The organism is Aurantiacibacter arachoides (assembly GCF_009827335.1).
In the GTDB taxonomy this organism is placed as follows: Bacteria; Pseudomonadota; Alphaproteobacteria; order Sphingomonadales; family Sphingomonadaceae; genus Alteraurantiacibacter; species Alteraurantiacibacter arachoides.
Genome location: NZ_WTYH01000001.1, coordinates 1,403,853 through 1,427,816, shown reverse-complemented (window position 1 = coordinate 1,427,816; position 23,964 = coordinate 1,403,853). Strand labels below are relative to the sequence as shown.

Genomic DNA, 23,964 nt, shown 5'->3' with positions numbered 1-23,964 from the left:
GGATGCCCCTGTGGCGGAATTGGTAGACGCGCTCGACTCAAAATCGAGTTTCTTACGAAGTGCCGGTTCGAGTCCGGCCAGGGGTACCATCCGCAATCGGCGTGCGAATGCCGCCAATCACCTTGCCAAACCGGCGCGCGGCTGTGAAGGCGGCGCGCGGTGATAGACCTTCCTTCCTTCCATGCCCTGGCCGCAATGATCATGACGGTCGGCGTGTTCGTGGCCTTCGCCCGTGGCAAGCCGAGCATCGAGATCGTCTCGCTGTTCACCATCGCGCTGATCGGCGTGGGCCTGTATTTCTATCCGCTGCCCGATACCTTGCCCACGGACGGGCTGACGCTGGCCTTTGCCGGCTTCGGGCACCCGGCGCTGATCACCATCTGCGCGCTGATGATCATGGGGCGGGGCCTGGTGGTCACCGGGGCGCTGGAACCCGCGGCCCGGGTGCTGGAACGGGTGTGGAAGCTGAACGCGCAGCTCGGCATGCTGGTGTCGCTCTTGCTCGCCATGGCCCTTTCCATGGTCGTCAACGATACCCCGGTGCTGGTGCTGCTGATGCCGATTTTCGTGGCCCTGGCGCAGCGCGGCGCCATGCCGGCTTCCAAGACGCTGATTCCGCTCAACGCCGCAGTCCTGATCGGCGGCATGGCCACGACCATCGGCACATCGACCAACCTGCTGGTGGTGGGCATCGCGCAGGATCTGGGGATGCGGCAACTGTCGGTGTTCCACTACACGCCTATCGTGCTGACGGCCGCGCTGGTGGCGCTGCCCTATCTGTGGCTGGTCATGCCACGCCTGCTGCCGGACAATACGCCCGAACGCACGCAGACCATCCGCCGCTTCTTCAGCCACCTGCGGGTCACCCCGCAAAGCGAGCTGGCAGGTCGCCACTTCGACGAGATCGCGGGGCGCCTGCCCGATGATTTCCGCTTCGAGGAGCGACCCGGCGGGGCGTTCGAACCGGGCCAGCGCTTCCTCATCTCCGGCACGCACGATGGCCTGGAAAGCGCCATTCGCATGCTGCGCGGCCAGGTCGCGCCATCGTGGGTGATCGATCAGATTGTAGGGCGATCGAGAAAGCGCAGGGAAGATATCCAGGTCGTTGAAATGGTCGTGACCGCCGACAGCCGGCTGGTGGGGCGCACACTGGCAAGCTCGGGTATTGCCGATCGCTACGGTGTTGCCGTGCTCGGTGTGCACAAGCCTAAAAGCCTGCTGCGGGGCGACACGAATGCCGCTGCCGCGCACGACCTGCGCCTGGCGGAAGGCGACGTGCTGCTCGTCATGGGCTTGTCCGATGGGCTGGAGCCTTTCGCCGCCACCGACAGCCTGTTGCAGCTCGAAGGCGCGCGGGAAGTTCCCCGCCGTTCAAAGGCCTTGCTGGCGGCGGCGATCATGTTCGGCGCGGTGGCGCTCGCTTCCGTCGGGCTGCCCTGGATCGGGGCCGCCGGCCTCTACCTGGTCAAGGTGCCGATCGCGATCTCCGCACTGGCGGGGGCCATCGTCATGTTCGTGACGGGCTGCGTGAAATTCGATCGGGTCGGGCGGGCGCTCTCGGCCAAGGTCATCGTGCTGGTCGCTGCCAGCATCGCGATAGGCCGCATCGTTCTGGAAAGCGGCGCGGCGGGATGGCTGGGCGAGGCACTGGCGCTGGGTTTGCAGTATCTGCCGCCCGCAGGCGTCCTGATGGCGGTCATGCTGTTCGTGACCGTGCTCACCAATTTTGCCTCGAATGCCACGGCGGCAACCGTCGGCACGCCCATCGCCTTTGCCCTCGCCAACGAACTCGGCCTGCCGGAAGAGCCGCTGGTGCTGGCCGTGCTGTTCGGGTGTAACCTGTGCTACGCCACGCCCATCGCCTACCAGACGAACATGCTGATCATGGCAGAGGGCAGCTACCGGTTCGGCGATTACATGAAGACCGGGGTGCCCTTGGTGCTTATCATGGTGACGACGCTGAGCTTCCTGCTGGTCATGACCTACTCGCTGTAATCAGCCGGGGGCATCGGCGCCCATGTTCGATCCGCCGGCGCGCCGTGCCGATGCACGCTCGATCGCGGTCACGTCGGCCGCAGAGGGTGCGGTGTCGGTTGCGAAACGCTGCTGCGGGGGCAGGGCGGCAACCAGCCTGCTGTAATCAGCCTCGCTCAGGGCAGCGATCTGTTCGGGCGTGTATCCCGGAATGGCGATGCGCGTGGTCGCGCCCGGGCGCCGCCGCCCGCCGCTACGGCCGACGGGCCGCACGATCATGCCCGGTTCGCCGTAACCAGCATCCTCGTTTCCGAACGCGCCGCCGCCCTCCAGGTCGCGCCGCTCCAATTCGCCGGAGCCTACCCGTTCCGCACTGGCACGGCCCAGTTCGGCATCCTGCTGGTGATCCTCCACCTGCTGCGCCATCGCCTCGCGATTGTCTGAATCGGCGAACATGGCGATGCCTGCCGTCAACGTCAGCGTGACGACGGCGAAGTGCTTGTACATCTTCAGCGGGATCGGAGGCTTGGAAAGAGTCGCCATGGCGGGCCCCTAATCCACGCCCGGTTAAGGGGGCGGCGCCTGACGTGGTTAATTCGCGCTTACCATCATTATGCGCCCCGCCGGAACTGGCACAACAGGCAAGGGTTTCACTGGCAATCAGGTGGAGAAAAAGCATGACCGAAGAACGCATTACCGAAGTCGAAACGCCCTCGGGCAACACCCATACCCACACCACCGTCGTCACCGACGGCGAGCCGCGTTCGGGCGGCGGTGCCAGCTGGGGCCTGGTCATCGTGCTGCTGGTGCTTGGCGCGATTGCCGTATTCGCCTTCATGCAGATGAGCGGTTCCGAAGCGGCCAAGGATAACGCCGTGGCCGATGCCGCGTCGGATGTCGGCAATGCTGCCGGACAGGTCGGCGAAGCAGCACAGGATGCCGCCGAAAACCTGACCAACTAACCCGGCGATTCCACCGAATTACGTAAGCGTTGTAAAGTTTACCGACATTTCATGACTCGCCGTTAACCGGTTCGCATGGCTTGGAAATCCGTCCAGCCATGTGACCGATTGCAGCCATGATCCGCCTCTTCAAGCATTACATTCCGCATGCCGTGCTGCTGCTCGGGCTGCTCGATTGCGTGCTGTTGTTGCTGGCGGGCGACCTGGCGTGGAAGTTCCGCGCAGCCCAGATCGACCTTTCCACCGGACAGCTTGCGGATCGCATCCTGCCGATGGCGGGATTCGCCGGAATAACGCTGGCGGCGATGATTGCCGTGGGGGTCTATGGTCCGGAGGCATTGCGCTCCATGCGCTTTGCCTGCGCCCGGTTGATGGTGGCGGTCAGCCTCGCCATACTTGCGCTGGCGCTGCTCGATTTCGTCCTGCCTGGCCACACCTACTGGCGTTCAACCTTGCTCTACGCGATGCTGCTGGCGATCGGCCTGCTCATCGCCAACCGGCTCGTGACCGGAGGCTTGCTGGGCACATCCGCCTTTCGCCGGAGGGTGCTCGTGCTCGGTGCGGGTGAGCGGGCCCGGCGACTGAAGCGGCTGGCCGAACGTCCCGAGAGCGGGTTCGTCATCGTCGGCTTCGTCGGCATGGGCGATGCGCAGCCGGCCGTTCCCGAAGCTATTTCCCGCGCCGCGATTGCCGATCTGTCCGCCCACGTCGCCAACCTGGGCGCGAGCGAGGTGGTGATGGCGCTGGAGGAACGCCGCAATGCCCTGCCGCTGAAGGACCTGCTGCGCGTCAAGACCGCCGGGGTGCACGTCAACGAATTTTCCAGTTTCATGGAGCGCGAGACGGGCCGTGTCGATCTCGACACGCTCAATCCCAGCTGGCTGATCTTTTCCGATGGCTTTTCGTCCGGGCGGGCGATTTCGAGCGTGGCGAAGCGGGGGTTCGATATTCTTGCAAGCGGCCTGCTGCTGCTCGCCACTTTTCCGGTAATCGCGCTGTTCGCGCTGATCGTGAAGCTCGATAGCGCAGGGCCGGCCTTCTTTCGGCAAAAGCGCATCGGGCTCTACGGCCAGCCGTTCGAGCTGGTGAAACTGCGATCCATGCGCACCGATGCCGAAAAGGACGGGGCGAAGTGGGCGCAAAAGAACGATACGCGCATCACCCGCGTAGGTGCCTTCATCCGCAAGGTCCGGATCGATGAACTGCCGCAGGTGTGGACCGTCCTCACCGGCCATATGAGCTTCGTCGGCCCGCGTCCCGAAGTGCCGCAATTCGTGGACGATCTGGAACAGCACCTGCCCTACTATGCCGAACGGCACATGGTGAAACCCGGCATCACCGGATGGGCGCAGATCAACTATCCCTATGGGGCCAGCATCGACGATGCGCGCCAGAAGCTTGAATACGACCTCTATTACGCCAAGAACTACACGCCCTTCCTCGACCTGCTGATCATGTTGCAGACGCTGCGCGTGGTATTGTGGCCTGAGGGGGCGCGCTGATGGGCGTGGCATGGTCCATGGCCTCGTACATCGGCTTTATCATCGCGGCCTGTGCCGCGGTGGCGATGGGGCTGTGGCTGGCAACCAATCCGCGCACGAAGGGCCCGGCAATCACCGCCAGCGCGGCCGCGCTCGTCATGGCGGCGCTGTGGTGCTTTGCGGTCGCCGGCTTCGGCGGTGACAGCGTGGTGGATGAAGCCCTGCTGGTGGCCAGCAACCTGGCGTGGCTGTGGATGCTGTATCGCCTGTTTGGCCACGATGAACGCGACAAGAGCTTGGGGCCGATCCGGCCCGTCGTGTTTGTGCTCGGTTTTGTCGAATTGCTGCAATTCGCCCTGATCGCGGCGCGCCTGCAATATGCCGCGCAGCCCGATGCGGACATCATGATCGCCCGTTTCGCCTTCACCTTCCGGCTGCTGATGTGCATCGGCGCGCTGGTGCTGGTGCACAACCTCTATGCTGGCGCATCCCAGCAGGCCCGGCTGGCCCTGCGCTGGCCGGCGGCGGCCCTGGGCGCGGTATTTCTCTACGACCTCAATTTCTACACCATTGCCTATCTGGGCGGCGGGCAGCCCGTTATCCTGGAAGATTTGCGCTGGGTGGCGGTTCTTGCCGCTGTCGGGCTGCTGGGGCTGGGCCTGCTCCGCAACGAAAGCGACCTGAAGTTCCGCCCGTCGCGCGGGTTCGCCTTCCAGTCGTTCTCGCTGTTGCTGATCGGTGCCTACCTGGTGGTCATGGTCGTGGTGGCGCAGGGGCTGGCCTATGCGGGCAGCGACTACGGCCGCATCCTGCAAACGGGCTTCGTGCTCCTGGCAAGCCTGGTTGCGCTTACGGTGCTGCCGTCTGCCAAGCTGCGCGGCTGGCTGCGCGTCACGCTGTCGAAGAACCTGTTTCAGCACCGTTATGATTATCGGTCAGAATGGCTCCGCTTCACCGACACCATAGGGCGCGCGGGCCAGCAGTCGGTGCCGCTGCTCGAACGCGCGGTGCAGGCAATTGCCGACATCACCGACAGTCCATCGGGTCTGCTGCTCACGCCGCGGGAGGAAGGCGGCATGGCGCTTGCCGCCCGCTGGCAATGGCCTGATATCGATGTGCCGGGCGAGGCGCTGGATGCGGACGGCGCGCGATTTTTCGAAGACAGCCAGTTCATCCTCGATCTCGACGATTTGCGCAAAGGCCGCCAAGACGGGATTCCGCCGCAGGCCTCTCCGCCCTGGCTGTTCGCGGACGCCTCCACCTGGGCGCTCGTGCCACTGCTGCATTACGAACGGCTGGTGGGCGTGATCCTGCTCGCCCGGCCGCCGATGGCTCGGCGGCTGGACTGGGAGGATTTCGACCTGCTGCGCGTGGTTGGCCGGCAGCTGGCGAGCTACCTTGCCGAACAGACCAGCCAGGACGCGCTGGGCGAAGCGCAGCGGTTCGACGAATTCAATCGCCGCATCGCCTTTGTCATGCACGATATCAAGAACCTCGCCAGCCAGCTTTCGCTGTTGGCGAAGAATGCCGAGAAGCACGCCGACAAGCCGGAATTTCGTGCGGACATGATCATCACCCTGCGCAACTCCACCGACAAATTGACCGCCCTGCTCGCCCGGCTCGGTCGCTACGGCAGCGTGGGCGGGCAGGAGCGGCAGGAGTTCGACCTCGCGCAACTGCTTGGCAAGGTTGCTGCGCGCTATCGCGGGCAGCACGAAGTCACCCTGCTGTCGCACGAACCGGCTCGGGTGCGTGCCGATGCGGATGCGCTGGAGCAGGCGCTGGTGCACCTGATCCAGAACGCCATCGAGGCGAGCAGCGCGGGCGAGCCGGTGCTTCTCGACCTGCGCACCGACGGTGGCAGCGCCTTGCTGCAGATCGTCGATTCCGGCGAGGGCATGTCGCCCGACTTCATCCGCACGCGGCTGTTCAAGCCGTTCCATTCGTCCAAACCCGGCGGGTTCGGCATCGGCGCCTTCGAAGCGCGCGAGCTGGTGCGTGCCATGGGCGGCCGCCTCGACGTGGAATCGCGCGAGGGGCTGGGCACCCGTTTCGTCCTGCGGCTGCCGCTGAGCGAGGCATCCGCCCTGCTTCGCACCATGCAGGACACCATAAGAGAGGTTGCATAATGGCCAGTACCAAGCACGACGCCTTGCCAAGGCTGCTGATCGTCGAGGACGACGAGGGGCTGCAGGCGCAGCTGAAATGGGCCTACGAGGATTTCGAGGTCACCATCGTCGGCTCACGGGAGGCGGCGATCGCGGCCCTGCGGGCAGAAGAACCGCCAGTGGTAACGCTCGACCTCGGCCTGCCGCCGGACCCTGACGGCACCAGCGAGGGCTTTGCCGTGCTCGATGAGATCATGGCGCTGAAGCCCGATACCAAGGTCATCGTCGCCTCCGGCCACGGGGCGCGGGAAAGTGCCCTGACCGCCATCGAACGCGGCGCCTACGATTTCTATCAGAAGCCCGTCGACATCGAGGAACTCGGCCTCATCGTGCGCCGTGCGCTCGGCCTGCACCGGATCGAGCAGGAGAACCGCAAGCTCGCCTCACGGGCAGGCGACGGCAACCGGGTGCTGGGCAACCTCGTCACTTCCGCGCCTGAAATGGTAAAGGTCGCGCGCACGATCGAGCGGGTGGCGAACACCAAGGTTTCCGTGATGCTGCTGGGCGCAAGCGGCACGGGCAAGGAATTGCTGGCGCGCGGACTGCACGATGCGAGCGACCGGCGCGGGGGCAACTTCGTCGCCATCAATTGCGCGGCGATCCCCGAAAACCTGCTGGAAAGCGAGCTGTTCGGGCACGAAAGGGGGGCGTTCACCGGCGCGGTCAAGACCACCGAGGGCAAGATCGAGATGGCCAGCGGAGGCACGCTTTTTCTGGACGAGGTGGGCGACATTCCGCTGCCCTTGCAAGTCAAGCTGCTGCGCTTCCTGCAGGAACGCACGATCGAGCGCATCGGCGGGCGCAGTTCCATCGCGGTCGACACGCGGATCGTGTGCGCAACCCACCAGGATCTCGACACGATGATTGCCGAGGGGCGGTTCCGCGAAGACCTGTTCTACCGCCTGGCCGAGGTGGTGGTGAAGATCCCCTCGCTGGCCGAGCGTCCGGGCGATGCGGGGCTTCTTGCCAAGGTGTTCCTCAAGCGGTTTGCGAACGAGATGAACCCGTCCGTCACCGGCTTTGCACCCGATGCGCTGGCCGCGATCGATGGCTGGGCCTGGCCGGGCAACGTGCGCGAGCTGGAAAATCGCGTGAAGCGGGCGGTCATCATGGCCGATGGCAAGCTGGTGGGGGCCGAAGACCTGGACCTTGCCCAGCGCAAGGCCGAGGATGCCAACGTGCTCAACCTGAAAAGCGCCCGCGAACAGGCGGATCGCAAGGTCATCCGGCACGCGCTCGCCCGCAGCGAGGGCAACATTTCCAGCACCGCCAAGATCCTCGGCATCAGTCGGCCGACGCTGTACGACCTGCTCAAGCAGTACGACCTGAGCGCCTAGACAGCGGCACGTGCGCCGGGCACAGGCGCCGGCGATGTTTTCCCGCCTGTCTGCCGCTATCGATCCGCTGGTGCGCCTGCTGCTGCTGGCAATCGTACTGGCGACGGTGTTTCCGGTGGAGGGCCGCGCGCGGGACGTGGCGCGCGACGTGTCGGACGCGGCGATCTTTCTGCTGTTCCTGCTGAACGGCCTGCGCCTGCCGCGTCGCGAGGTGCTGGGGGGCCTGCGTCATGCGCGCTTCCTGCTGCCGCTGGTGGCGTGGGTGTTCGGCGCGATGGCACTGGCCGGATGGGGTGCGGCGCAACTGGGCGCGGCGATCCTGCCTGCCAGCGTGGCGCTGGGTTTCGTGTTCCTGGGCGTGCTGCCGTCCACGGTCCAATCGGCGACGGCCTACAGCTCGCTCGCCGGCGGTAACGTGGCCAATTCGGTCATCGCGGCGGCGGTGCTCAACATCCTGGGGGTGTTCGTTACCGCGCCGCTCGTCGGCCTGCTGGCGAGCAGCGGAATGCCCGCCATCGATATTGGCGGGCTGGAGCGGATCGGGCTGATCCTTCTGCTGCCCTTTGCGCTTGGCCAGTTGCTGCAACGCTGGGCGGGCCATCTCGTCACCGAGCGGCGCAGCCTGGTCAGCTGGGCGGACCGGATCGCCATCGCCATCGCCGTCTATGTCGCCTTTTCCGGGGCGGTGGTGCAGGGTCTGTGGACGCTGCTGTCCCTGCCGGAATGGGCGGCGCTGCTGGGCATGGTCGGGGCGCTGCTGCTGATCGGCTTCCTTGGAGCCTGGTGGATCGGCGGCGGCCTGCGACTGGCGCGGCCGGACCGTATCTCGTTCCTGTTCGCCGGGGCGCAGAAGAGCATCGCGATGGGCGCGCCGCTTGCCGCGATCCTGTTCCCGCCGGCCACGGCCGGGCTCGTGCTGCTCCCCGTGCTGCTCTATCACTTGCTGCAACTGGTCGTATCCGCCCCGCTGGCGGCGCGGCTCAGCCGTGGGGGTTGAGGTCCGGAGCGTCCGGGTTCCTCTTGTTGAAGCGCACCGACCACCACAGGCTGAGGCCGATCAGGATCGCGCCGATTAGGCCCGTGATCGTTTCCGGAATGTGGAACCGGGCGGAGAACAGCATGATGCCGCCCAGCGCGATAATCGCCCAGAACGCGCCGTTCTCCAGGAAGCGATACTGCGCCAGCGTGCCCTTCTCGACCAGGTGAATGGTCATCGAACGCACGAACATCGCCCCTATGCTGAGGCCCAGCGCGATCACGATCATGTTGTTGGACAGGGCAAAGGCACCGATCACCCCGTCGAAACTGAAACTGGCATCCAGCACGTTGAGGTACAGGAACCCGCCCAGGCCGCTCTTGACCACCGCGCCGGCCAGCCGCTGCTTCTCCTCATGCAGTTCGAGGATGGTATTGATGCCCTCCACCGCGATGAAGGTGACGAGGCCGAGGATGCCCGCGATCACGAAGGTCAGCGCCTCTGCATCGGGCAACGTGGAAGAAATGCCCCAGATGACCAGCAGCAGGATGGCGATCTCGGCCGCGGGCAGGGCGGCGAACTTGCTCAGCCATTCCTCTATGCGGCGGATCCAGTGAATGTCCTTGTTCGGATCGAAGAAGAACTTGAGGCCCACCATGGCCAGGAACGCGCCGCCGAAACCGGCGATGCCGACGTGGGCGGAACTGACGATCCGCTCGTACTCGGCAGGATCGTTCAGCGACAGGTCGATCGTCTCGACCGGGCCGAGCCCCGCCGCGATCGCGACGATGGCGAGCGGGAAGACCACGCGCATGCCGAACACGGCAAAGGCGATGCCCCAGGTCAGGAAGCGGCGCTGCCACACCTTGTCCATGCCCTTCAGCACACTGGCGTTGACCACCGCGTTGTCGAAGCTGAGTGAAATCTCCAGCACCGAAAGCACGGCGATGATCCACAGCATCGACAGGGTGCCACCCAGGCTGCCCGTGCTCGACCACCCGTACCAGGCACCCAGCGCCAGGCAGATGATCGTGAATACCAGCGAAAATCCGTAATATTGGCGAAACGTGCTCACGTTCAGTCGTCCTTCGGCTGGTATAGTTGATCGGGTCCGGGAAAGCTGCGTGCCCGCACCTCGGTGGCATAGCGTTCGGCAGTTTCGGAAATCGTCGCGGCAATATCGCCGTAGCGTTTTACAAAGCGGGGCACGCGTTCGAACATGCCGAGCATATCTTCGGTAACGAGCACCTGGCCATCGCACTGGGCAGACGCGCCGATGCCGATGACGGGGCATGCAAGCGACCTGGTCACGGCGACGGCGATCGGTTCGACGACACCTTCCACCACGACGGCAAAGGCCCCTGCTTCCTCCAGCGCCGTGGCGTCGCCGATGATCTTGTCCGCCTCGCCATCGTCACGCCCGCGCGCGGCATAGCCGCCCAGCACGTTGACCGCCTGCGGGGTGAGGCCGACGTGGCCCATCACCGGTATGCCGCGCTGGCTGAGAAAGGCGACCGTCTCGGCCATGGCCTCGCCCCCTTCCAGCTTCACCGCCGCGGCACCGCTGGCCTTCAGCAGATGCGCCGCCGCCTCGAACGCGTGTTGCGGCGACGCCTCGTAGGCACCGAACGGCATGTCGACCACCACGACGGCGTGATAGCTGCCGCGCACCACGGCGGCGGCATGGTTGGCCATCATTTCCAGCGTGACGGGAATGGTCGAGGGCAATCCATAGATCACCTGTCCCAGCGAATCCCCCACCAGCAAGATGTCGCAGTGCGGATCGAGCAATTGCGCCTGGCGTGCGGTATAGGCGGTCAGCATCACGATCGGCTCGGCCGTATTTCCATCCGCCTTGCGCGCGCGAATTTTCGGCACGGTCAGCCGCCGCATCGGCTGCGGCGTGGGGTTCGCGCGGCTGGTTGCCGTGTCGAGCGTGAAGGTCGTGGACATCGGGCTCCCTTAGCGCCGCGAAAAGAAAGCGCCAACCGTGCCCTTGGCCTCGCGGACAAAAGTTGCAAGGGTGGCCGCTCGCGAAGAACAGGAAGCATCGGAGAGACAGCGGGCATGGCGATTTCAGGCAACCCCACGGGCGACGGATGGTCGTCGCGCAGCGCGTTCATTCTTGCAGCAATCGGCGCGGCAGTGGGGTTGGGGAATCTCTGGCGCTTTCCCACGCTGGCGGGGGAGAACGGCGGCGGGGCCTTCGTCATCGTCTACATCGGCTGCGTGGTATTGCTGGGCCTGCCGCTGCTGCTGGCGGAAATCTTCATCGGCCGCGCCGGGCAGACCGACGCCGTCGGGTCCATTCGCAAGGTGGCGCAGGTCTCGCGCGTGTCACACGCCTGGGCGCTGTTCGGCGGGCTCGGCGCGCTGGCGGCCTTTCTGATCGTATCGTTCTATTCGGTCGTAGCGGGCTGGGTGCTCTATTACGTCGGCGTTTTCGCGGGCGACTTCGCGCAGGCACTGGCTGCCGGCGACCCCTTCCGCGGTGCGCTGCAAGGGGAGACGCAGGAGCAGATCGCCGGTCGGATGAGCGACCTCTTCGACTCGCCCTGGTTGCTGCTGTCGATGCACCTCGTTTTCATGGGCGCAACGCTGTTCATCGTCGCGCGCGGCATTTCCGGCGGCATCGAGAAGGCGGCCACGTGGCTCATGCCGGCTTTCTTCGCGCTGCTCATTTCCATCACCATCTACGGCGCGGTGGTGGGCGACGTGGGGGAGGCGGCGGCCTTCCTGTTCACGCCGGACTGGTCGAAGCTGGATGCGCGGGTGATGAACGAGGCGCTGGGACAGGCGCTTTTCTCGCTGTCGCTGGGGGTTGCCGGCATCATCACCTATGGCTCCTACATCCGTGAAGGCACGCGGCTGGGGCCGACCACCTTTGCCATCGGTCTGGCCGACACGGCGGTGGCCTTGGTCGCGGGCCTGATGATCTTCCCCATCGTCTTCGCCGTCGGGCTCGATCCCGCCGCCGGGCCGACGCTGGTGTTCCAGACCCTGCCTTTCGCTTTCGAGGCCATGCCGGCAGGCGCGCTGGTGGGCTTGCTGTTCTTCGTCCTCGTCCTCGTGGCTGCCATTACCAGCTCGATCTCGCTGCTCGAGGTGCCGACGGCATGGGCCATTGGCGAACTTGGCTGGAGCCGCCGCCGCGCGGCGCTGACTTTCGGCGCCGGCGCCTTTGCCATCGGCGTCGCCTGCCTGTTGGGCTACAACGTGTGGTCCGACGTGCGCCCATTGGGTTTCTGGTCGATCTTCGCGGAAACCGACATCCTCGACACCATCGACGGATTCACCGGCAAGATCATGCTGCCGCTGGGTGCGCTGTGCACCTCGCTGTTCGTCGGCTGGCGGGCGGACCGGCGATTGACGGAGCAGACCACCGGCCTCTCGCGGCCGATGTTCATGCTGTGGCGTTTCCTGCTGGCCTGGCTGTGCCCGCTGGCGGTGGCCGCTATCCTACTTTTCGGTCTTTTCCCGAAGCTGCTCGATTAGCTTGCGTTTTCCTGATTGCCAGCGGGCGAAATCGGCATAGAACGCTGCCGTTCGCGCCATGATCGTCATGGCGCCGGGAGGAGATTCCACGGCATGATTCTTGACCGTGTCAAACCGCTCGACGCGATTCTCGCGACGGCGGAAAAGAAATCGCTGCATCGTTCGCTTGGTGCCTTTCAGCTCATGCTGTTCGGCATCGGCTGCATCATCGGCACCGGCATTTTCGTGCTGACGGCCGCGGGCGCGCAAAAGGCGGGGCCGGGGTTGATGCTGGCCTTCGTCATCGCCGGGCTCGTGTGCATCGTGGCCGCGCTCTGCTATGCAGAGATTGCCGCGATGATCCCGGTAGCCGGCAGCGCCTATACCTACAGTTATGCGACCATGGGCGAGTTTCTCGCCTGGACCGTGGGCTGGGCGCTGGTGCTGGAATACGCCATCGCCGCCTCCGCCGTATCGGTGGGGTGGTCGGGGTATTTCTCGGGCACGATCCTGAATGAATTCCTGGGCATACAGTTGCCACAGTGGCTGGCTGCCGGGCCGCTGGCACTGGGCGGAGAGCCGGGCGGCTTCATCAACCTGCCGGCGATGATCATTGCCCTGCTTGTCACCTGGCTGCTGATGATCGGCACCAGCGAAAGCGCCAAGGTCAACGCCGTGCTGGTGGCAATCAAGGTCACCGCGCTGCTGCTGTTCATCGGCCTGACGCTGACGAGCGCCTATTTCGATCCTGACAAGTTCAACCCGTTCCTGCCTGCAGGCGTCTTCGGCGGCTTCGGCACAGGCGTAGGCGCGGTTGGCGCAGCGGCGACGATCTTCTTCGCCTACGTCGGCTTCGATGCGGTCTCCACCGCGGCGGAGGAGACCAAGAACCCGCAGAAGAACGTGCCCATCGGGCTGGTGGGATCGCTGTTGTTCTGCACCGTGTTCTACATCCTGGTGGCAGCGGGCGCGATCGGCACCATCGGTGGTCAGCCGATCATGGGGCCGAACGGGGTGCCGTTCCCCGCAGGATCGGAAGAGCTGGCCCTGCAGTGTGCCATGCCGCAATATGCCGGCGCGCTGGTTTGTTCGGACGAGGCTCTCGCGCACGTGCTGCGGGAAATCGGCTTCTCCGGCATTGGCAACGTGCTTGGCGTCGCGGCCTTCCTGGCCTTGCCGTCGGTGATCCTGGTGCTGCTGTTCGCGCAGACCCGCATCTTCTTCGTCATGAGCCGTGACGGGCTGCTGCCCGAAGGCTTGTCGAAGGTGCATCCCAAGTGGAAGACGCCGTATGTCGTGACCGCCATCACCGGCGTGATCGTGGCATTCGGCGCAGCCTTCTTCCCCGTGGGCCAGCTGGCGGACATCGCCAATGCCGGTACGCTGTATGCGTTCCTGATGGTGGCCGTGGCGGTGATGATCCTGCGGCGCACCGACCCGGGCCGCAAGCGCGCCTTCCGCACACCGGCATTGTGGCTGGTGGGGCCTGCCACGATCTTCGGCTGTGCCTTCCTGTTCCTCAACCTGCCGTTCGAGGCGATGATGGTCCTGCCGATCTGGACCGCGGTCGGGCTGCTCGTCTACTTCGCCTACGGTCGTCGTCGCAGCCATCTTGGTCGCGGTGTGGTGGAGGTGGTCGACGAGATCGGCGGTCAGGCCCACGATTTCCCGATCGATACGCCGGAAAGCCACCCGGATCGCTAAGGCGCAAACGAAAGAGCCGCCGCTCCCATGGGGGAGCGGCGGCTCACGCGCGTGACGTACGCGTCCCGCTAATATCTGACGCTATCAGAGCGTCGTTTCGGTATGCTCGTCCTTCGCTTCTTCGCGCACGTCGAAGCCGAGCAGCATCTTGGCCGTGTCAAACACGCCCAGATCGCCCCAGATCTCCGCCTGGCCCAGGTCCATGCGCAGCAGCAGCATGTTGGGATCGTCCTTGCCGCCGGGGAACCATGCCTCGACCGGCTTGCTCCACATCTTCTCGAACCGCTCGCGGCTGGTCTCTTCCGTCAGGGTGCCGGTGAATCGGCTGAACATGTCGTGTCCCTTGCCGCTGAAGGTAGCGGTGGCCGGACCGCCGTTGGCCAGGCAATGGTCGCGGGTGGTGAAGAACCAGATCGCGCTGTTGGCATCCTTGTCCAGCTGGGCCGTCATCGGCACCGCGTTGTGGGGCGCGCTGTCGAGTTGCAGGAACAGGAAGGGGCTGTCGGCCAGGGTCTTCCAGAATTTATGCTTGAGTTCTTCGGTATCGCTCATGTCGTTCTCCTTTTGCCCGCTCAACGGCAGGGCACGCCTTGCGGTTCCGGGCCGGGGCCAAAGTCCACATGCTTGTTGGGCCTTGCGGTTGCGCCGAAAGCTGGACGGGAACATAAGCGGAACAAAGGAGTCGATTCGCCATGGACATGGCAGCCCATCCCGATGCCCTGAAGGCGGGCCACCTGCTGCGCGCGGGCGATCTCGCCGCGGCGAGCAGTCACGCCCCGCATTGGCAGCCAAGAGCCGCGCATGCGCTGCACAGCGAGATATTCGCTCCTGCCACAGAGGGTAGCGGGGCGGGGATGGCGCTTGCCTTGGCGCGCGACGGGCTGCGCGCGGCGGCTCGAGCCGACGGGGCAAGGATCGGGGCAAGGGTCGGGGCAGGGGTCGGGGCAGGGACCGCAGTAGGGGCAGAGGCGGACGAGAAACCGATATTGTGGGTGCAGGACAAGCGCGCGCGGCGGCTGTCGGGCATGCCCTATCGCCCGGGCCTGCCGCGCTGGCTGGCCCACCGCCTGATCCATGTCGCCGCCGACAAGCCGGAAGACGCGCTGTTCGCGCTGGAGGAAGGCGTGCGCTGCCGCGACCTCGCCTGCGTCATCGGCGAACTGGCAGGCAACCCGCGCGTGTTCGATTTCACCGCCTCGCGCCGCCTCAGCCTTGCAGCGGAAAAGCACGGTGTGCCGCTGGTGATGGTGCGGCTGGATGCACACCCCGAACTCAGCTCGGCGCGGATGCGCTGGCACGCGCGCGCCGCCCCGTCCGCCCCGCCGCTGTGGAACACCGCCGCGCCCGGCCGTCCGGCCTGGCATGCCGAGCTGTTCCGGGCCCGCGGCCATATCCCCGGAGAATGGATACTGCGCGATGGGGACGATATCCTCGCCGCCGAGCGTTCCGCAACCGGCACGCCGGATCATGGCGATCTGGTGCCGGGAGCTGATGCTCGATCGCTGGCGACACTCTGAGAATTGCGGCGCCGGGGAAGGCGCGGACGCCCAGCCACTGGCGCTGATTGCGGAAACCGCCCACGGTCCGCGGATCGAGGCGGCGAACGTGCTCGCCCGCGCGCACGGCGCCACGCGTGGCATGATGCTGGCCGACGCCCGCACGCTGTGCCCGCAGATCGCCGTCCAGCCGAGCGATCCGGCGGGCGATCTCGCCTTTCTCGAACGCTTTGCCGTGTGGAGCCAGCGCTGGGGCCCGTGGAGCGCGATGGACGCGCCCGACGGCGTGCTGGTCGACGTTTCCGCCGTAGCGCACCTGTTCGGCGGAGAGGCACGGTTGCTGGCCGATGTCGCCGCCCGCTGCGCCGGTCGCGGCCTGTCCGTCGCCGCCGCCATCGCACCCACCGCGGGCGCGGCCTGGGCGCTGGCGCACTACGCCGCCCCGGGCACGGTGATCGGGGCAGGGGAGGACGTGGCCGCGCGCCTTGCCGGCTTGCCCGTCGCCGCGTTGCGCCTCGATGCCGACGTGCTGCTGGTGCTGCGCCGCCTCGGCCTGAAGCAGCTGGGCGACCTTTCCGGCATGAGCGGCGATACCAGAGGCCGCGATTCGCTCCACCGCCGGTTCCGCAACCGCAAGTCGCCCGCTGCCAACCCGCTGGTGCGCATGGACCAGCTGACCGGCCGCGTGCCGGAACCGCTGCTGCCGGTCATCCCGCTGACCATGCCCATCGTCCAGCGCCGCCTGATGGAACCGATCCGCCACCGCGAGCTGCTGGATCAGGTGGTGGGCGACCTGGCGGACGACATGGCCCGCACGCTGGAAGGGCGGGGCGAAGGCGCGCGGCGGTTGCAGCTGGGCATGTGGCGGGTGGATGGGGAGGTGGTCTGGCGCCAGCTCGAACTTGCCGCCGCCACGCGTGAGGCGGCGCACATCTGCCGCCTGTTCGCCGCCAAGCTGGATGACGTGGACGCGGGCTTCGGGATCGAGATGCTGCGCCTGCGCGCCAGCTGGGCCGAACCGCTGGGCCTGGCGCAGGCCGACATCGAGGCTGCGGCAGAGGGCCACGGCACGTCGCTGGCGGCCTGCATGGACCGGCTGACCGTCCGCCTGGGCACCAGGGCCGTGCGCCGCCCGGTGCTCAAGGCCAGCCATATTCCCGAACGCGCGCAAGGGTGGCAGCCGCCGCTCGATCCCGAACCCGTGCACCAGCATCAGCTGGCCTTTCACCAGCGCCCGGCCAAGCTGCTCGATCGGGCGGAACCCATTGCCGTGCTCTACGCCAGCCCCGATGGCGAACCGCGCCGCTTCCGCTGGCGGGGCGATGTGTTCGAGGTCGCCCGCGTGGAAGGCCCCGAACGCATCGCCCCCGAATGGTGGCGCGAGAACGGCCGCACGCGCCTGCGCGATTACTATCGCATCGAGGACGATACCGGCCGCCGCTACTGGATCTACCGCAACGGCCTCGCCACCGATGGGCGCGGGGGAATGCCCGAGTGGTATCTGCAGGGGCTGTTCGCGTGAGCGGTCAGATGCTGAGCCACATCAGTTCGCCCGGCAGCTCGACGGCACTGAAATCCACCTGCAGAACGCGGCGACTGACCGCCCCCGAGGCGGAACGTGAGGCATGCAGGATCGGCGTGGCATAGGCCCAGACGTCACCCGCCCGGGCAAGGCATTCCACGACCGTATGGCGTTCCACCACGCGCTCGATCTCTGGCTCAGGCACGAGGCCGAGGCGATGCGAACCCAGTGCCACGAGCAACGGAGCATTGGTCGCTGGCACATCATCGATGTGAATGCGCAAGGTCACCATCCGCTCCAGCACGGTCATCGGCGGCGCGACATGGTGGATGCCCTGCTTCATGGTCCATGGGCCGAAGCCATCGGTTTCCACCTTGCGCTCCACGCAGATCGTGCGGTCCTGGTGCCACGCCAGCCCCCAATTCATCCCCGGGCGCTTGTCGAACAGAATGGCACGCACCGGACGAGCGCGATCCCCCAGCAATGCCACCGCCAGCGATCCCACAGCCCGTTCGGGTCGCAGCAGTGCCTCCAGGCCAGCATGACCGTGCAGACGCACCCCGGCCAGCGAAGACCCGATACCTTCTGCAAGAACGCGAAGTTCCGGCAGCATTGCAGCTGCCAGGTGCGGGTGAAGCTCGGTCCCGTCTTCGCGCAGGCAAGGCGTCACCCCTCGGAAGCCGCCTCCCGCACCCGCTTGTTGCGCTGGACCATATTGAGCAGTTCCACGCCGACCGAGAAGCCCATCGCGACGTAGATGTAGCCCTTGGGCACGTGGAAGCCGAGGCCGTCGGCGATCAGCACCAGGCCGATCATCACGAGGAAGGCGAGCGCCAGCATCACCAGCGTCGGGTTCTTCTCGATGAAGCGCGAGAGCGGGTCGGCAGCGACCATCATCACGCCCACGGTGATGACGACGGCGGCGACCATGATCGGCACCTCGTCCGTCATGCCCACGGCGGTCAGGATGGAATCGACGGAGAATACGAGGTCGATGGCGATGATCTGCGCGATGACGGCCCCGAAGGTGGCGGTCCCGGCGGCGGCAAGGCCGGGGGTCTTGTCCATGATGTCACCCGAGTTGTCGAGCGGTTCCATCGAGTGGTGGATTTCCTTGGTCGCCTTCCACAGCAGGAACAGGCCGCCCGCCAGCAGGATGAGGTCGCGGCCCGAAAATGCGGTCTCGAAGCTCGGTTCGCCGTATTCGTTGGGCGACCCCACCAGCCCGAGATCGAACAGCGGCGTCTGCAGCGTGACGATCCAGCCGATCAGCATCAGCAGGCCGATCCGCATGATCAGCGCCAGCGAGAGGCCGATGCGACGGGCCTTGGATTGCAGGTGCTTGGGCAGCTTGTTCGAAAGGATGGCGATGAAGATGAGATTATCCACGCCGAGGATCACCTCGAGCATGATCAAGGTGCCCAGCGCCAGCCAGGCAGCGGGATCGGAAAGAAGGGCGAGGATGTCCATCGTGATGTCGGTCCCTGGATTGCCTGTTTATTCGAGACGATAGACTTCGTCCCGGTCTGTTGTCGGCACTGAACCCCGGCGGCGCGCTGCGGTTCCGGTTATGCTGCAGCCTTTACGAATTCGGCGGCATGAAAGAAAGAGCGCGCCCGCACGGGCGGGCGCGCACGGAAATTCTTGGTTCAGATCTCAGGGCAGGTCGAAGAAGTCCACGCTGCCGTCGTTCAGGTCGTAATAGGCGCCGACCACCTTCAGCCGGCCTTCGCGCTGCGGCTCCAGCAGCAAGGGGTCGGTATGCTGGCGCAGTTGCCGCACCACGCGCCGCACGTTGGCGCGAATGGCGTTGTTGAGCAGGTCGCCATCCTCACCTCGGGCGGCCAGCACGGCGGGAATGATGGGCTCTATCATCGGGCCTATGGAACCGGGGAAGGTGGCATTGTCCGTCACCACCTCGGTCGCCGCCTTTACCGCCCCGCAGCTTTCATGGCCCATGACCACCACCAACGGCACGCCCAGCACGGCAACAGCGTATTCGATCGAGCCCAGCGCGACCGTGTCGACGGTGTTGCCGGCGTTGCGGATAATGAACAACTCACCAAGGCCGCGGCCGAACAGGAGTTCGGGTGGTACCCGGCTGTCGGAACAGGTGACATAGGCTGCAAACGGGCTCTGCCCCGCAGCCATCTCCAGCCGGCGCCGGGGATTCGGCAGCACCTGGGGCTGCTCGCCGCGCAAGAAAGCGGCGTTGCCCTGGCGCAGCAAGGCCAAGGCCTGATCAGGCGTGAGATCGGTCGGCGGCAGGGCGGTGATGGGATCCGCTGCGGGCGGCATCGAGCGCGCGTGGGCAGAGGCAGTGGCGCCGGTCACTAGCGTGGCGGCGGTAAGAGCGGAACCGGTGGTAATAAGATCGCGTCGGGAAAACATCATTCGCTCCATCTGAACTGATGGGACGACCGCTGCCGCGTATCGCCCCAAGGTCGATACGTCCGACATCGCGAGCCTTTGCGGTTCGCCAGAGGGGCCCGGTACGTGACGATCGCCTAGCCTGTCTTCCCTGCCGCTGAAAGAGAGAAATTGGTGTTCCGGACACCGACCAGCGATCAGCACATGAAGCGGCGGCGTGGGGGAATTGGGGCGGGCGCGGGGCTGGGGGAGGTGGCGGCAGGGTCCTCGTCGTCAAACAGGTCGGGCAGGCTCATCAACGGGCGCGGGCCGGCCGGGCATTCGCGTGCGAGCCGATCGACGGCCTGCTGCGATATCGGGCGATCGAATGCCACGCCGCACATTCCCGGCCGTTGCCACGAGACAATGCAATAAACCTCGTAATCCGCCCATTCCAGGATGGCGCTCATGCCCTGGCGCGGCGGGCTTTGTGTCATGAAACGCGCGCCGTCCGTGGAGATGTCGAAGATGTGGCCGGGCCGCCCCCCGCTCGGCAGCAGCAGCATGGCGGGTGCGTTGACGCGTACCCGCGCGGCGATGCGCCGTTCGGGGAGCGGATCGGGCTTGGCGCGCCTGAACAGTTTCATGCAAGGGTCCTCTTCCCTCTCAGGCTGGCCGCCGTTGGTAAATTCCGGTTTGCGAAACGCGGTTAATTTCGGATTGAGAACGAAAAAGGGGCGCGCACCTCGCGGTGCACGCCCCTTTGGTATGTCTGTTTGAGAATCAGGCGGATCGGCGGTTGTCGAGGAACGCGACGATATCCTGCGACAGGCGCTCGGTCTGCGTGGCGAAGACGGCGTGCGGCTCCCCATCGTATTCGATCAGCGTGGCGCCCGGCACCTGCTCGGCCACGGCGCGGCCGGTGGCGTCGATTGGCACGGTCTGATCCTTGGTTCCGTGAATCACCAGCGTGGGCACCGTGATGCTCGGCAGGTCGGGACGGAAATCGGTGGTGGCAAAGGCCTCGGCCGATTTCATGGTGGCATACTTCGATGCCATCATCGTGGTCATCCAGGCCCAGTGCTTCTCCTCGTCATAGACCTTGTCGGTCAGCACGCCGTCCCCGTAGAAATCCTTGAAGAAGCCGGTGAAGAAATGGCGGTACTTGGTCTTCATGCCGTCGGTCATCTCATCGAAGGTCGACTGCGGCACACCGTCCGGGTTGTCGTCGGTCTTGAGCATGTAGGGCACCACGGAACTGACCAGCACCGCCTGCGTCACGCCCTGGCCGCCGTGGCGTGACATGTAGCGGGCGATCTCGCCGCCGCCCATGGAGAAGCCGACCAGCGCCACGTTCTCGGTCGCGCCGGTTTCCTTCATCACGTCGGCAAGATCGTCGGCGAAGGTATCGTAATCGTAGCCCGAGGCCGCATGGTCGGAGTGGCCAAAGCCGCGGCGGTCATAGGCGATGGCGCGATAGCCGTTGTCGGCCAATTCCATCATCACCGGATCCCAGCTGTCCGCGGACAGCGGCCAGCCGTGGATCAGGACCACCGGGCGTCCGGAGCCAAGTTCCTTCCAGCGCAGATGAGTGCCGTCGCGGGTTTTCAAAAATGCCATGGGGATATCCTTCAGTCGGTAAGAGTTCACATTCCTAACACCGAAAATTCCTCAAGAGTTCCCGAGATTTGTTGGGGCGATCTCACGGGGGGCTTGTGAATCCAACAAGTGAACATATAAGGAACATATGGCCGCGCTCGATACCATCCAGAAGCTGGAAATCCTTGCCGATGCGGCGAAGTACGATGCCTCGTGCGCATCGTCCGGCACGGCCAAGCGCAACAGCAAGTCGGGCGGCATCGGCTCGACCGAGGGGATGGGCATCTGTCATGCCTATGCGCCCGATGGGCGATGCATCTCGCTGCTGAAGATCCTGCTGACCAATCACTGCATTTTCGATTGCCACTACTGCGTCAACCGCAAGAGTTCGAACGTGCGGCGCGCCAAGTTTACGCCGCAGGAAGTGGCCGACCTCACGCTCACCTTTTATCGCCGCAATTATATAGAGGGGCTGTTCCTTTCCTCGGGCATCATCAAGAGCTCCAACCACACGATGGAACTGCTGGTGGAAACCGCGCGCATCCTGCGCGAGGAGCACGACTTTCGCGGCTATATCCACCTGAAGACCATTCCCGAGGCGGATCCGCAGCTGGTCCATCAGGCCGGGCTCTATGCGGACCGCATTTCCATCAACGTCGAACTGCCCACCGATGCCGGCCTTACCCGTCTCGCACCCGACAAGGACGCAGCGAAGATCGAAGGCGCGATGGGCGGCATGAAGATGGCCATGAAGCAGGCCGTCGACGAGAAGAAGCGCTTCAAGCACGCACCGCGTTTCGCGCCCGCTGGCCAGTCGACGCAGATGATCGTGGGGGCGGACGCGGCAAGCGATGCGGATATCGTGGGCAAGGCCAGCCGCCTCTACGATCGATTCCGCCTGCGCCGCGTCTATTACAGCGCGTTCTCGCCAATCCCCGATGCGAGTGCGGTGCTGCCGCTGAAGCGCCCGCCGTTGATGCGCGAGCACCGGCTTTACCAGTCGGACTGGCTGATGCGGTTCTACGGCTTCGCCCCGCGCGAGGTGATGCAGGCGACCGAGGCGGACGGCAACCTGCCGCTCGATATCGATCCCAAGCTCGCCTGGGCGTTGAAATTCCGTGAGCACTTTCCCGTCGACGTCAACCGCGCCACGAAGGAACAGTTGTGGCGGGTGCCGGGGCTGGGGACCAAGGCCGTGGCGCAGATCATCGCCAGCCGCCGCCATCGCACATTGCGGCTGGAGGACGTGGCCAAGCTCACCGTCTCCATCAGCCGCGTGCGGCCTTTCCTGATTGCCGCCGACTGGCGCCCGATCACATTGACGGACCGCGCGGATCTGCGCGCGCTGCTGGCGCCGAAGCAGGAACAGCTCGAGCTGTTCGCGGGATGAGGGGGCGGTCATGACCGCGTTGCAACACGTCAGGCTTGGCACTTACTACGTCGTCAACCTGCCCGATCCTGACGACTTCGCCTTCTGGCGAGAGCGGGCGCGCAGCCTGATTCAGTGCGACGTGCCGCCCGATCGGATCGCCTGGGTGGAGCCGGGCGCCACCGGCTCGCTGTTCAGCCACGGTGAGCGGCGCGCACCCGTGCCCGACGATCCCGATCGCCCCGTGCGCGCCAGCAAGCGCTTCGTCTCGCTGGCGAAGAACGCAGCGCTGCATTCCGATCCGGAACGCTTTGCGCTGCTCTATCGCATGCTGTGGCGGTTGCAGTCCAACCCGCGCCTGATGGAGGACAAGGCCGATGCCGACGTTCGCCGGATCGAGGAGCTGGACAAGGCCGTCCGCCGCGACGCGCACAAGATGCACGCCTTCGTGCGCTTCCGCATGGTGGAAGAGCTGGACGAGGAGGGCCAGCCGCACGAGCATTACGTCGCCTGGTTCGAGCCCGATCACCATATCCTGCGGCGCGAGGCGGGCTTCTTCGTGCGCCGTTTTGCCTCCATGCGATGGTCGATCCTGACGCCGGCGGGCACGCTGCACTGGGACGGCGAGGTCCTGCGCGAAGGCCCACCCGCCGAGCGCGGCGACGCGCCGCAGGGCGATCCGGCGGAGGACCTGTGGCGCAAGTACTACGCATCCATCTTCAATCCTGCGCGTTTGAAGATCGGGGCGATGCTGAAGGAAATGCCCAAGAAATACTGGAAGAACATGCCCGAGGCCGCGCTCATTCCCGAGCTGGTGGCAGGCGCTCAGCGGCGGGAGAGCGCGATGGTCGCGGCAGGAGAACTGGAATTTGCCGAGCGGCCCGAGACGCTGGAAGCCATCGACAAGGCCATCCATGCCTGTCGCCAGTGCCCCATCGGCCATCTCGACAACCAGGCGGTGATGGGGGAGGGGCCGCGCGATGCGGCCCTGATGATCGTGGGCGAACAGCCGGGCGATCAGGAAGACCTTGCCGGGCGACCCTTCGTCGGACCTGCCGGACAGGTTCTCGACGCCGGGCTGGAGCAGGCGGGGATCGACCGGAGCGGCACCTATGTCACCAACGCGGTCAAGCATTTCAAATACGTCCAGCGCGGCAAGCGGCGGCTGCACCAGTCGCCCACGGCCAAGGAAATCGACACCTGCCGCTGGTGGCAGGAGGCCGAGCGTGCCATCGTGAAACCCAAACTGGTGCTGGCGTTGGGCGCGTCCGCCGCGCGCGGGCTGCTCGGCAAGACGGTCAGCATCACCAAGGCACGCGGCGAGCCGATCCCGCTCGACGACGGCAGCGAGCTGTGGGTCACCGCGCACCCTTCCTATCTGCTCCGCCTCGACGGGCCAGCGCGGGAAGAACAGCAACGCCTGTTCGCCGCAGACCTGGCCGCGGTGAAGGAGCGGCTCGACCAGATGGCGGAGGCCCCCTGATCTGCTCTTCCTGAGCTTGTCGACGGGGTTCTCGCTTTCGCCCCGGCAGAAGGTAGGCAGTCCTTCGACA

Annotated in this window: 21 protein-coding genes and 1 tRNA gene; 13 read left to right on the top strand and 9 right to left on the bottom strand. The window is 65.7% G+C overall.

Features of this window, described 5'->3' with window-relative positions:
* The first annotated feature begins 4 nt into the window (after positions 1 to 4).
* Both GRI62_RS06945 and GRI62_RS06940 read left to right on the top strand, forming a co-directional pair.
* A tRNA-Leu gene (locus GRI62_RS06945) sits at positions 5 to 89 on the top strand.
* A gap of 70 nt (positions 90 to 159) precedes the next feature.
* Positions 160 to 1,995 carry an SLC13 family permease gene (locus GRI62_RS06940; protein ID WP_188669324.1) on the top strand — a complete coding sequence of 612 codons (1,836 nt, stop codon included), beginning with the start codon at positions 160 to 162 and terminating at the stop codon, positions 1,993 to 1,995.
* Here GRI62_RS06940 and GRI62_RS06935 read toward each other — a convergent pair whose 3' ends face one another.
* Positions 1,996 to 2,517 carry a hypothetical protein gene (locus GRI62_RS06935; RefSeq protein WP_131452628.1) on the bottom strand — a complete coding sequence of 174 codons (522 nt, stop codon included), beginning with the start codon at positions 2,515 to 2,517 and terminating at the stop codon, positions 1,996 to 1,998.
* A gap of 134 nt (positions 2,518 to 2,651) precedes the next feature.
* Between GRI62_RS06935 and GRI62_RS06930 the strand changes: the two genes are divergently transcribed.
* The 5 genes from GRI62_RS06930 (at position 2,652) to GRI62_RS06910 (ending at position 8,919) form a co-directional block, all read left to right on the top strand.
* Positions 2,652 to 2,936, top strand: a complete 285-nt coding sequence (locus GRI62_RS06930; RefSeq protein ID WP_131452627.1) for a hypothetical protein — start codon at positions 2,652 to 2,654, stop codon at positions 2,934 to 2,936.
* A gap of 116 nt (positions 2,937 to 3,052) precedes the next feature.
* A complete protein-coding gene (locus tag GRI62_RS06925; RefSeq protein WP_131452626.1) occupies positions 3,053 to 4,438 on the top strand; it encodes a TIGR03013 family XrtA/PEP-CTERM system glycosyltransferase in 1,386 nt (461 codons plus the stop codon).
* A gap of 17 nt (positions 4,439 to 4,455) precedes the next feature.
* Positions 4,456 to 6,546: an XrtA/PEP-CTERM system histidine kinase PrsK gene (prsK, locus tag GRI62_RS06920; RefSeq protein WP_160731836.1), complete on the top strand. Its 2,091-nt coding sequence runs from the start codon at positions 4,456 to 4,458 to the stop codon at positions 6,544 to 6,546.
* Positions 6,546 to 7,922, top strand: coding sequence for a PEP-CTERM-box response regulator transcription factor (gene prsR / locus GRI62_RS06915; RefSeq protein WP_131452624.1), 1,377 nt, complete (start codon positions 6,546 to 6,548; stop codon positions 7,920 to 7,922). The genes prsK and prsR overlap by 1 nt, the downstream gene beginning before the upstream one ends.
* 34 nt (positions 7,923 to 7,956) lie before the next feature.
* Positions 7,957 to 8,919 (top strand): bile acid:sodium symporter, encoded by a 963-nt coding sequence (locus GRI62_RS06910; RefSeq protein ID WP_131452623.1) that lies wholly within the window; start codon positions 7,957 to 7,959, stop codon positions 8,917 to 8,919.
* Here the strand turns inward: GRI62_RS06910 and GRI62_RS06905 are convergent.
* Both GRI62_RS06905 and panB read right to left on the bottom strand, forming a co-directional pair.
* Positions 8,903 to 9,973: a DUF475 domain-containing protein gene (locus tag GRI62_RS06905; RefSeq protein ID WP_131452622.1), complete on the bottom strand. Its 1,071-nt coding sequence runs from the start codon at positions 9,971 to 9,973 to the stop codon at positions 8,903 to 8,905. The genes GRI62_RS06910 and GRI62_RS06905 overlap by 17 nt on opposite strands.
* Before the next feature lie 2 nt (positions 9,974 to 9,975).
* Complete coding sequence (panB, locus tag GRI62_RS06900) at positions 9,976 to 10,851, bottom strand: 3-methyl-2-oxobutanoate hydroxymethyltransferase (protein WP_131452621.1); 876 nt, start codon at positions 10,849 to 10,851, stop codon at positions 9,976 to 9,978.
* Positions 10,852 to 10,965: 114 nt separating this feature from the next.
* On the opposite strand from panB, the gene GRI62_RS06895 reads away from it, so the two are divergent.
* Together GRI62_RS06895 and GRI62_RS06890 are read left to right on the top strand one after the other, a co-directional pair.
* Positions 10,966 to 12,393 (top strand): sodium-dependent transporter, encoded by a 1,428-nt coding sequence (locus GRI62_RS06895; protein WP_131452620.1) that lies wholly within the window; start codon positions 10,966 to 10,968, stop codon positions 12,391 to 12,393.
* Between the two features lie 93 nt (positions 12,394 to 12,486).
* Positions 12,487 to 14,076 carry an amino acid permease gene (locus GRI62_RS06890; RefSeq protein ID WP_131452619.1) on the top strand — a complete coding sequence of 530 codons (1,590 nt, stop codon included), beginning with the start codon at positions 12,487 to 12,489 and terminating at the stop codon, positions 14,074 to 14,076.
* Positions 14,077 to 14,160: 84 nt separating this feature from the next.
* On the opposite strand, the gene GRI62_RS06885 is transcribed toward GRI62_RS06890, so the two are convergent.
* Positions 14,161 to 14,628 carry a pyridoxamine 5'-phosphate oxidase family protein gene (locus GRI62_RS06885; protein WP_131452618.1) on the bottom strand — a complete coding sequence of 156 codons (468 nt, stop codon included), beginning with the start codon at positions 14,626 to 14,628 and terminating at the stop codon, positions 14,161 to 14,163.
* Between the two features lie 140 nt (positions 14,629 to 14,768).
* Between GRI62_RS06885 and GRI62_RS06880 the strand changes: the two genes are divergently transcribed.
* Together GRI62_RS06880 and GRI62_RS06875 are read left to right on the top strand one after the other, a co-directional pair.
* Complete coding sequence (locus tag GRI62_RS06880; protein ID WP_131452617.1) at positions 14,769 to 15,593, top strand: recA-like protein; 825 nt, start codon at positions 14,769 to 14,771, stop codon at positions 15,591 to 15,593.
* Positions 15,544 to 17,094 carry a DUF6504 family protein gene (locus GRI62_RS06875; protein WP_131452616.1) on the top strand — a complete coding sequence of 517 codons (1,551 nt, stop codon included), beginning with the start codon at positions 15,544 to 15,546 and terminating at the stop codon, positions 17,092 to 17,094. Before GRI62_RS06880 ends, GRI62_RS06875 begins: the two co-directional genes overlap by 50 nt.
* Positions 17,095 to 17,098: 4 nt before the next feature.
* Here the strand turns inward: GRI62_RS06875 and GRI62_RS06870 are convergent, their stop codons facing one another.
* The 5 genes from GRI62_RS06870 to GRI62_RS06850 all read right to left on the bottom strand — a co-directional run bounded on the left by GRI62_RS06870 (position 17,099) and on the right by GRI62_RS06850 (position 21,063).
* A complete protein-coding gene (locus tag GRI62_RS06870) occupies positions 17,099 to 17,707 on the bottom strand; it encodes a phytanoyl-CoA dioxygenase family protein (RefSeq protein WP_131452615.1) in 609 nt (202 codons plus the stop codon).
* 53 nt (positions 17,708 to 17,760) lie between these two features.
* On the bottom strand, positions 17,761 to 18,564 hold the full coding sequence (locus tag GRI62_RS06865; RefSeq protein ID WP_131452614.1) for a TerC family protein: 804 nt from the start codon (positions 18,562 to 18,564) through the stop codon (positions 17,761 to 17,763).
* Positions 18,565 to 18,750: 186 nt separating this feature from the next.
* Positions 18,751 to 19,488, bottom strand: a complete 738-nt coding sequence (locus GRI62_RS06860) for a carbonic anhydrase (protein WP_234027384.1) — start codon at positions 19,486 to 19,488, stop codon at positions 18,751 to 18,753.
* A 173-nt stretch (positions 19,489 to 19,661) separates the two neighbouring features.
* Positions 19,662 to 20,090 (bottom strand): PilZ domain-containing protein, encoded by a 429-nt coding sequence (locus tag GRI62_RS06855; RefSeq protein WP_160731835.1) that lies wholly within the window; start codon positions 20,088 to 20,090, stop codon positions 19,662 to 19,664.
* A gap of 136 nt (positions 20,091 to 20,226) precedes the next feature.
* Positions 20,227 to 21,063, bottom strand: coding sequence for an alpha/beta fold hydrolase (locus GRI62_RS06850; RefSeq protein WP_131452612.1), 837 nt, complete (start codon positions 21,061 to 21,063; stop codon positions 20,227 to 20,229).
* A 127-nt stretch (positions 21,064 to 21,190) separates the two neighbouring features.
* Between GRI62_RS06850 and GRI62_RS06845 the strand changes: the two genes are divergently transcribed.
* Both GRI62_RS06845 and GRI62_RS06840 read left to right on the top strand, forming a co-directional pair.
* Positions 21,191 to 22,432 carry a putative DNA modification/repair radical SAM protein gene (locus tag GRI62_RS06845; protein WP_131452611.1) on the top strand — a complete coding sequence of 414 codons (1,242 nt, stop codon included), beginning with the start codon at positions 21,191 to 21,193 and terminating at the stop codon, positions 22,430 to 22,432.
* A 10-nt stretch (positions 22,433 to 22,442) separates the two neighbouring features.
* Positions 22,443 to 23,894, top strand: coding sequence for a UdgX family uracil-DNA binding protein (locus GRI62_RS06840; RefSeq protein ID WP_131452610.1), 1,452 nt, complete (start codon positions 22,443 to 22,445; stop codon positions 23,892 to 23,894).
* The last annotated feature ends 70 nt before the right edge of the window (positions 23,895 to 23,964 follow it).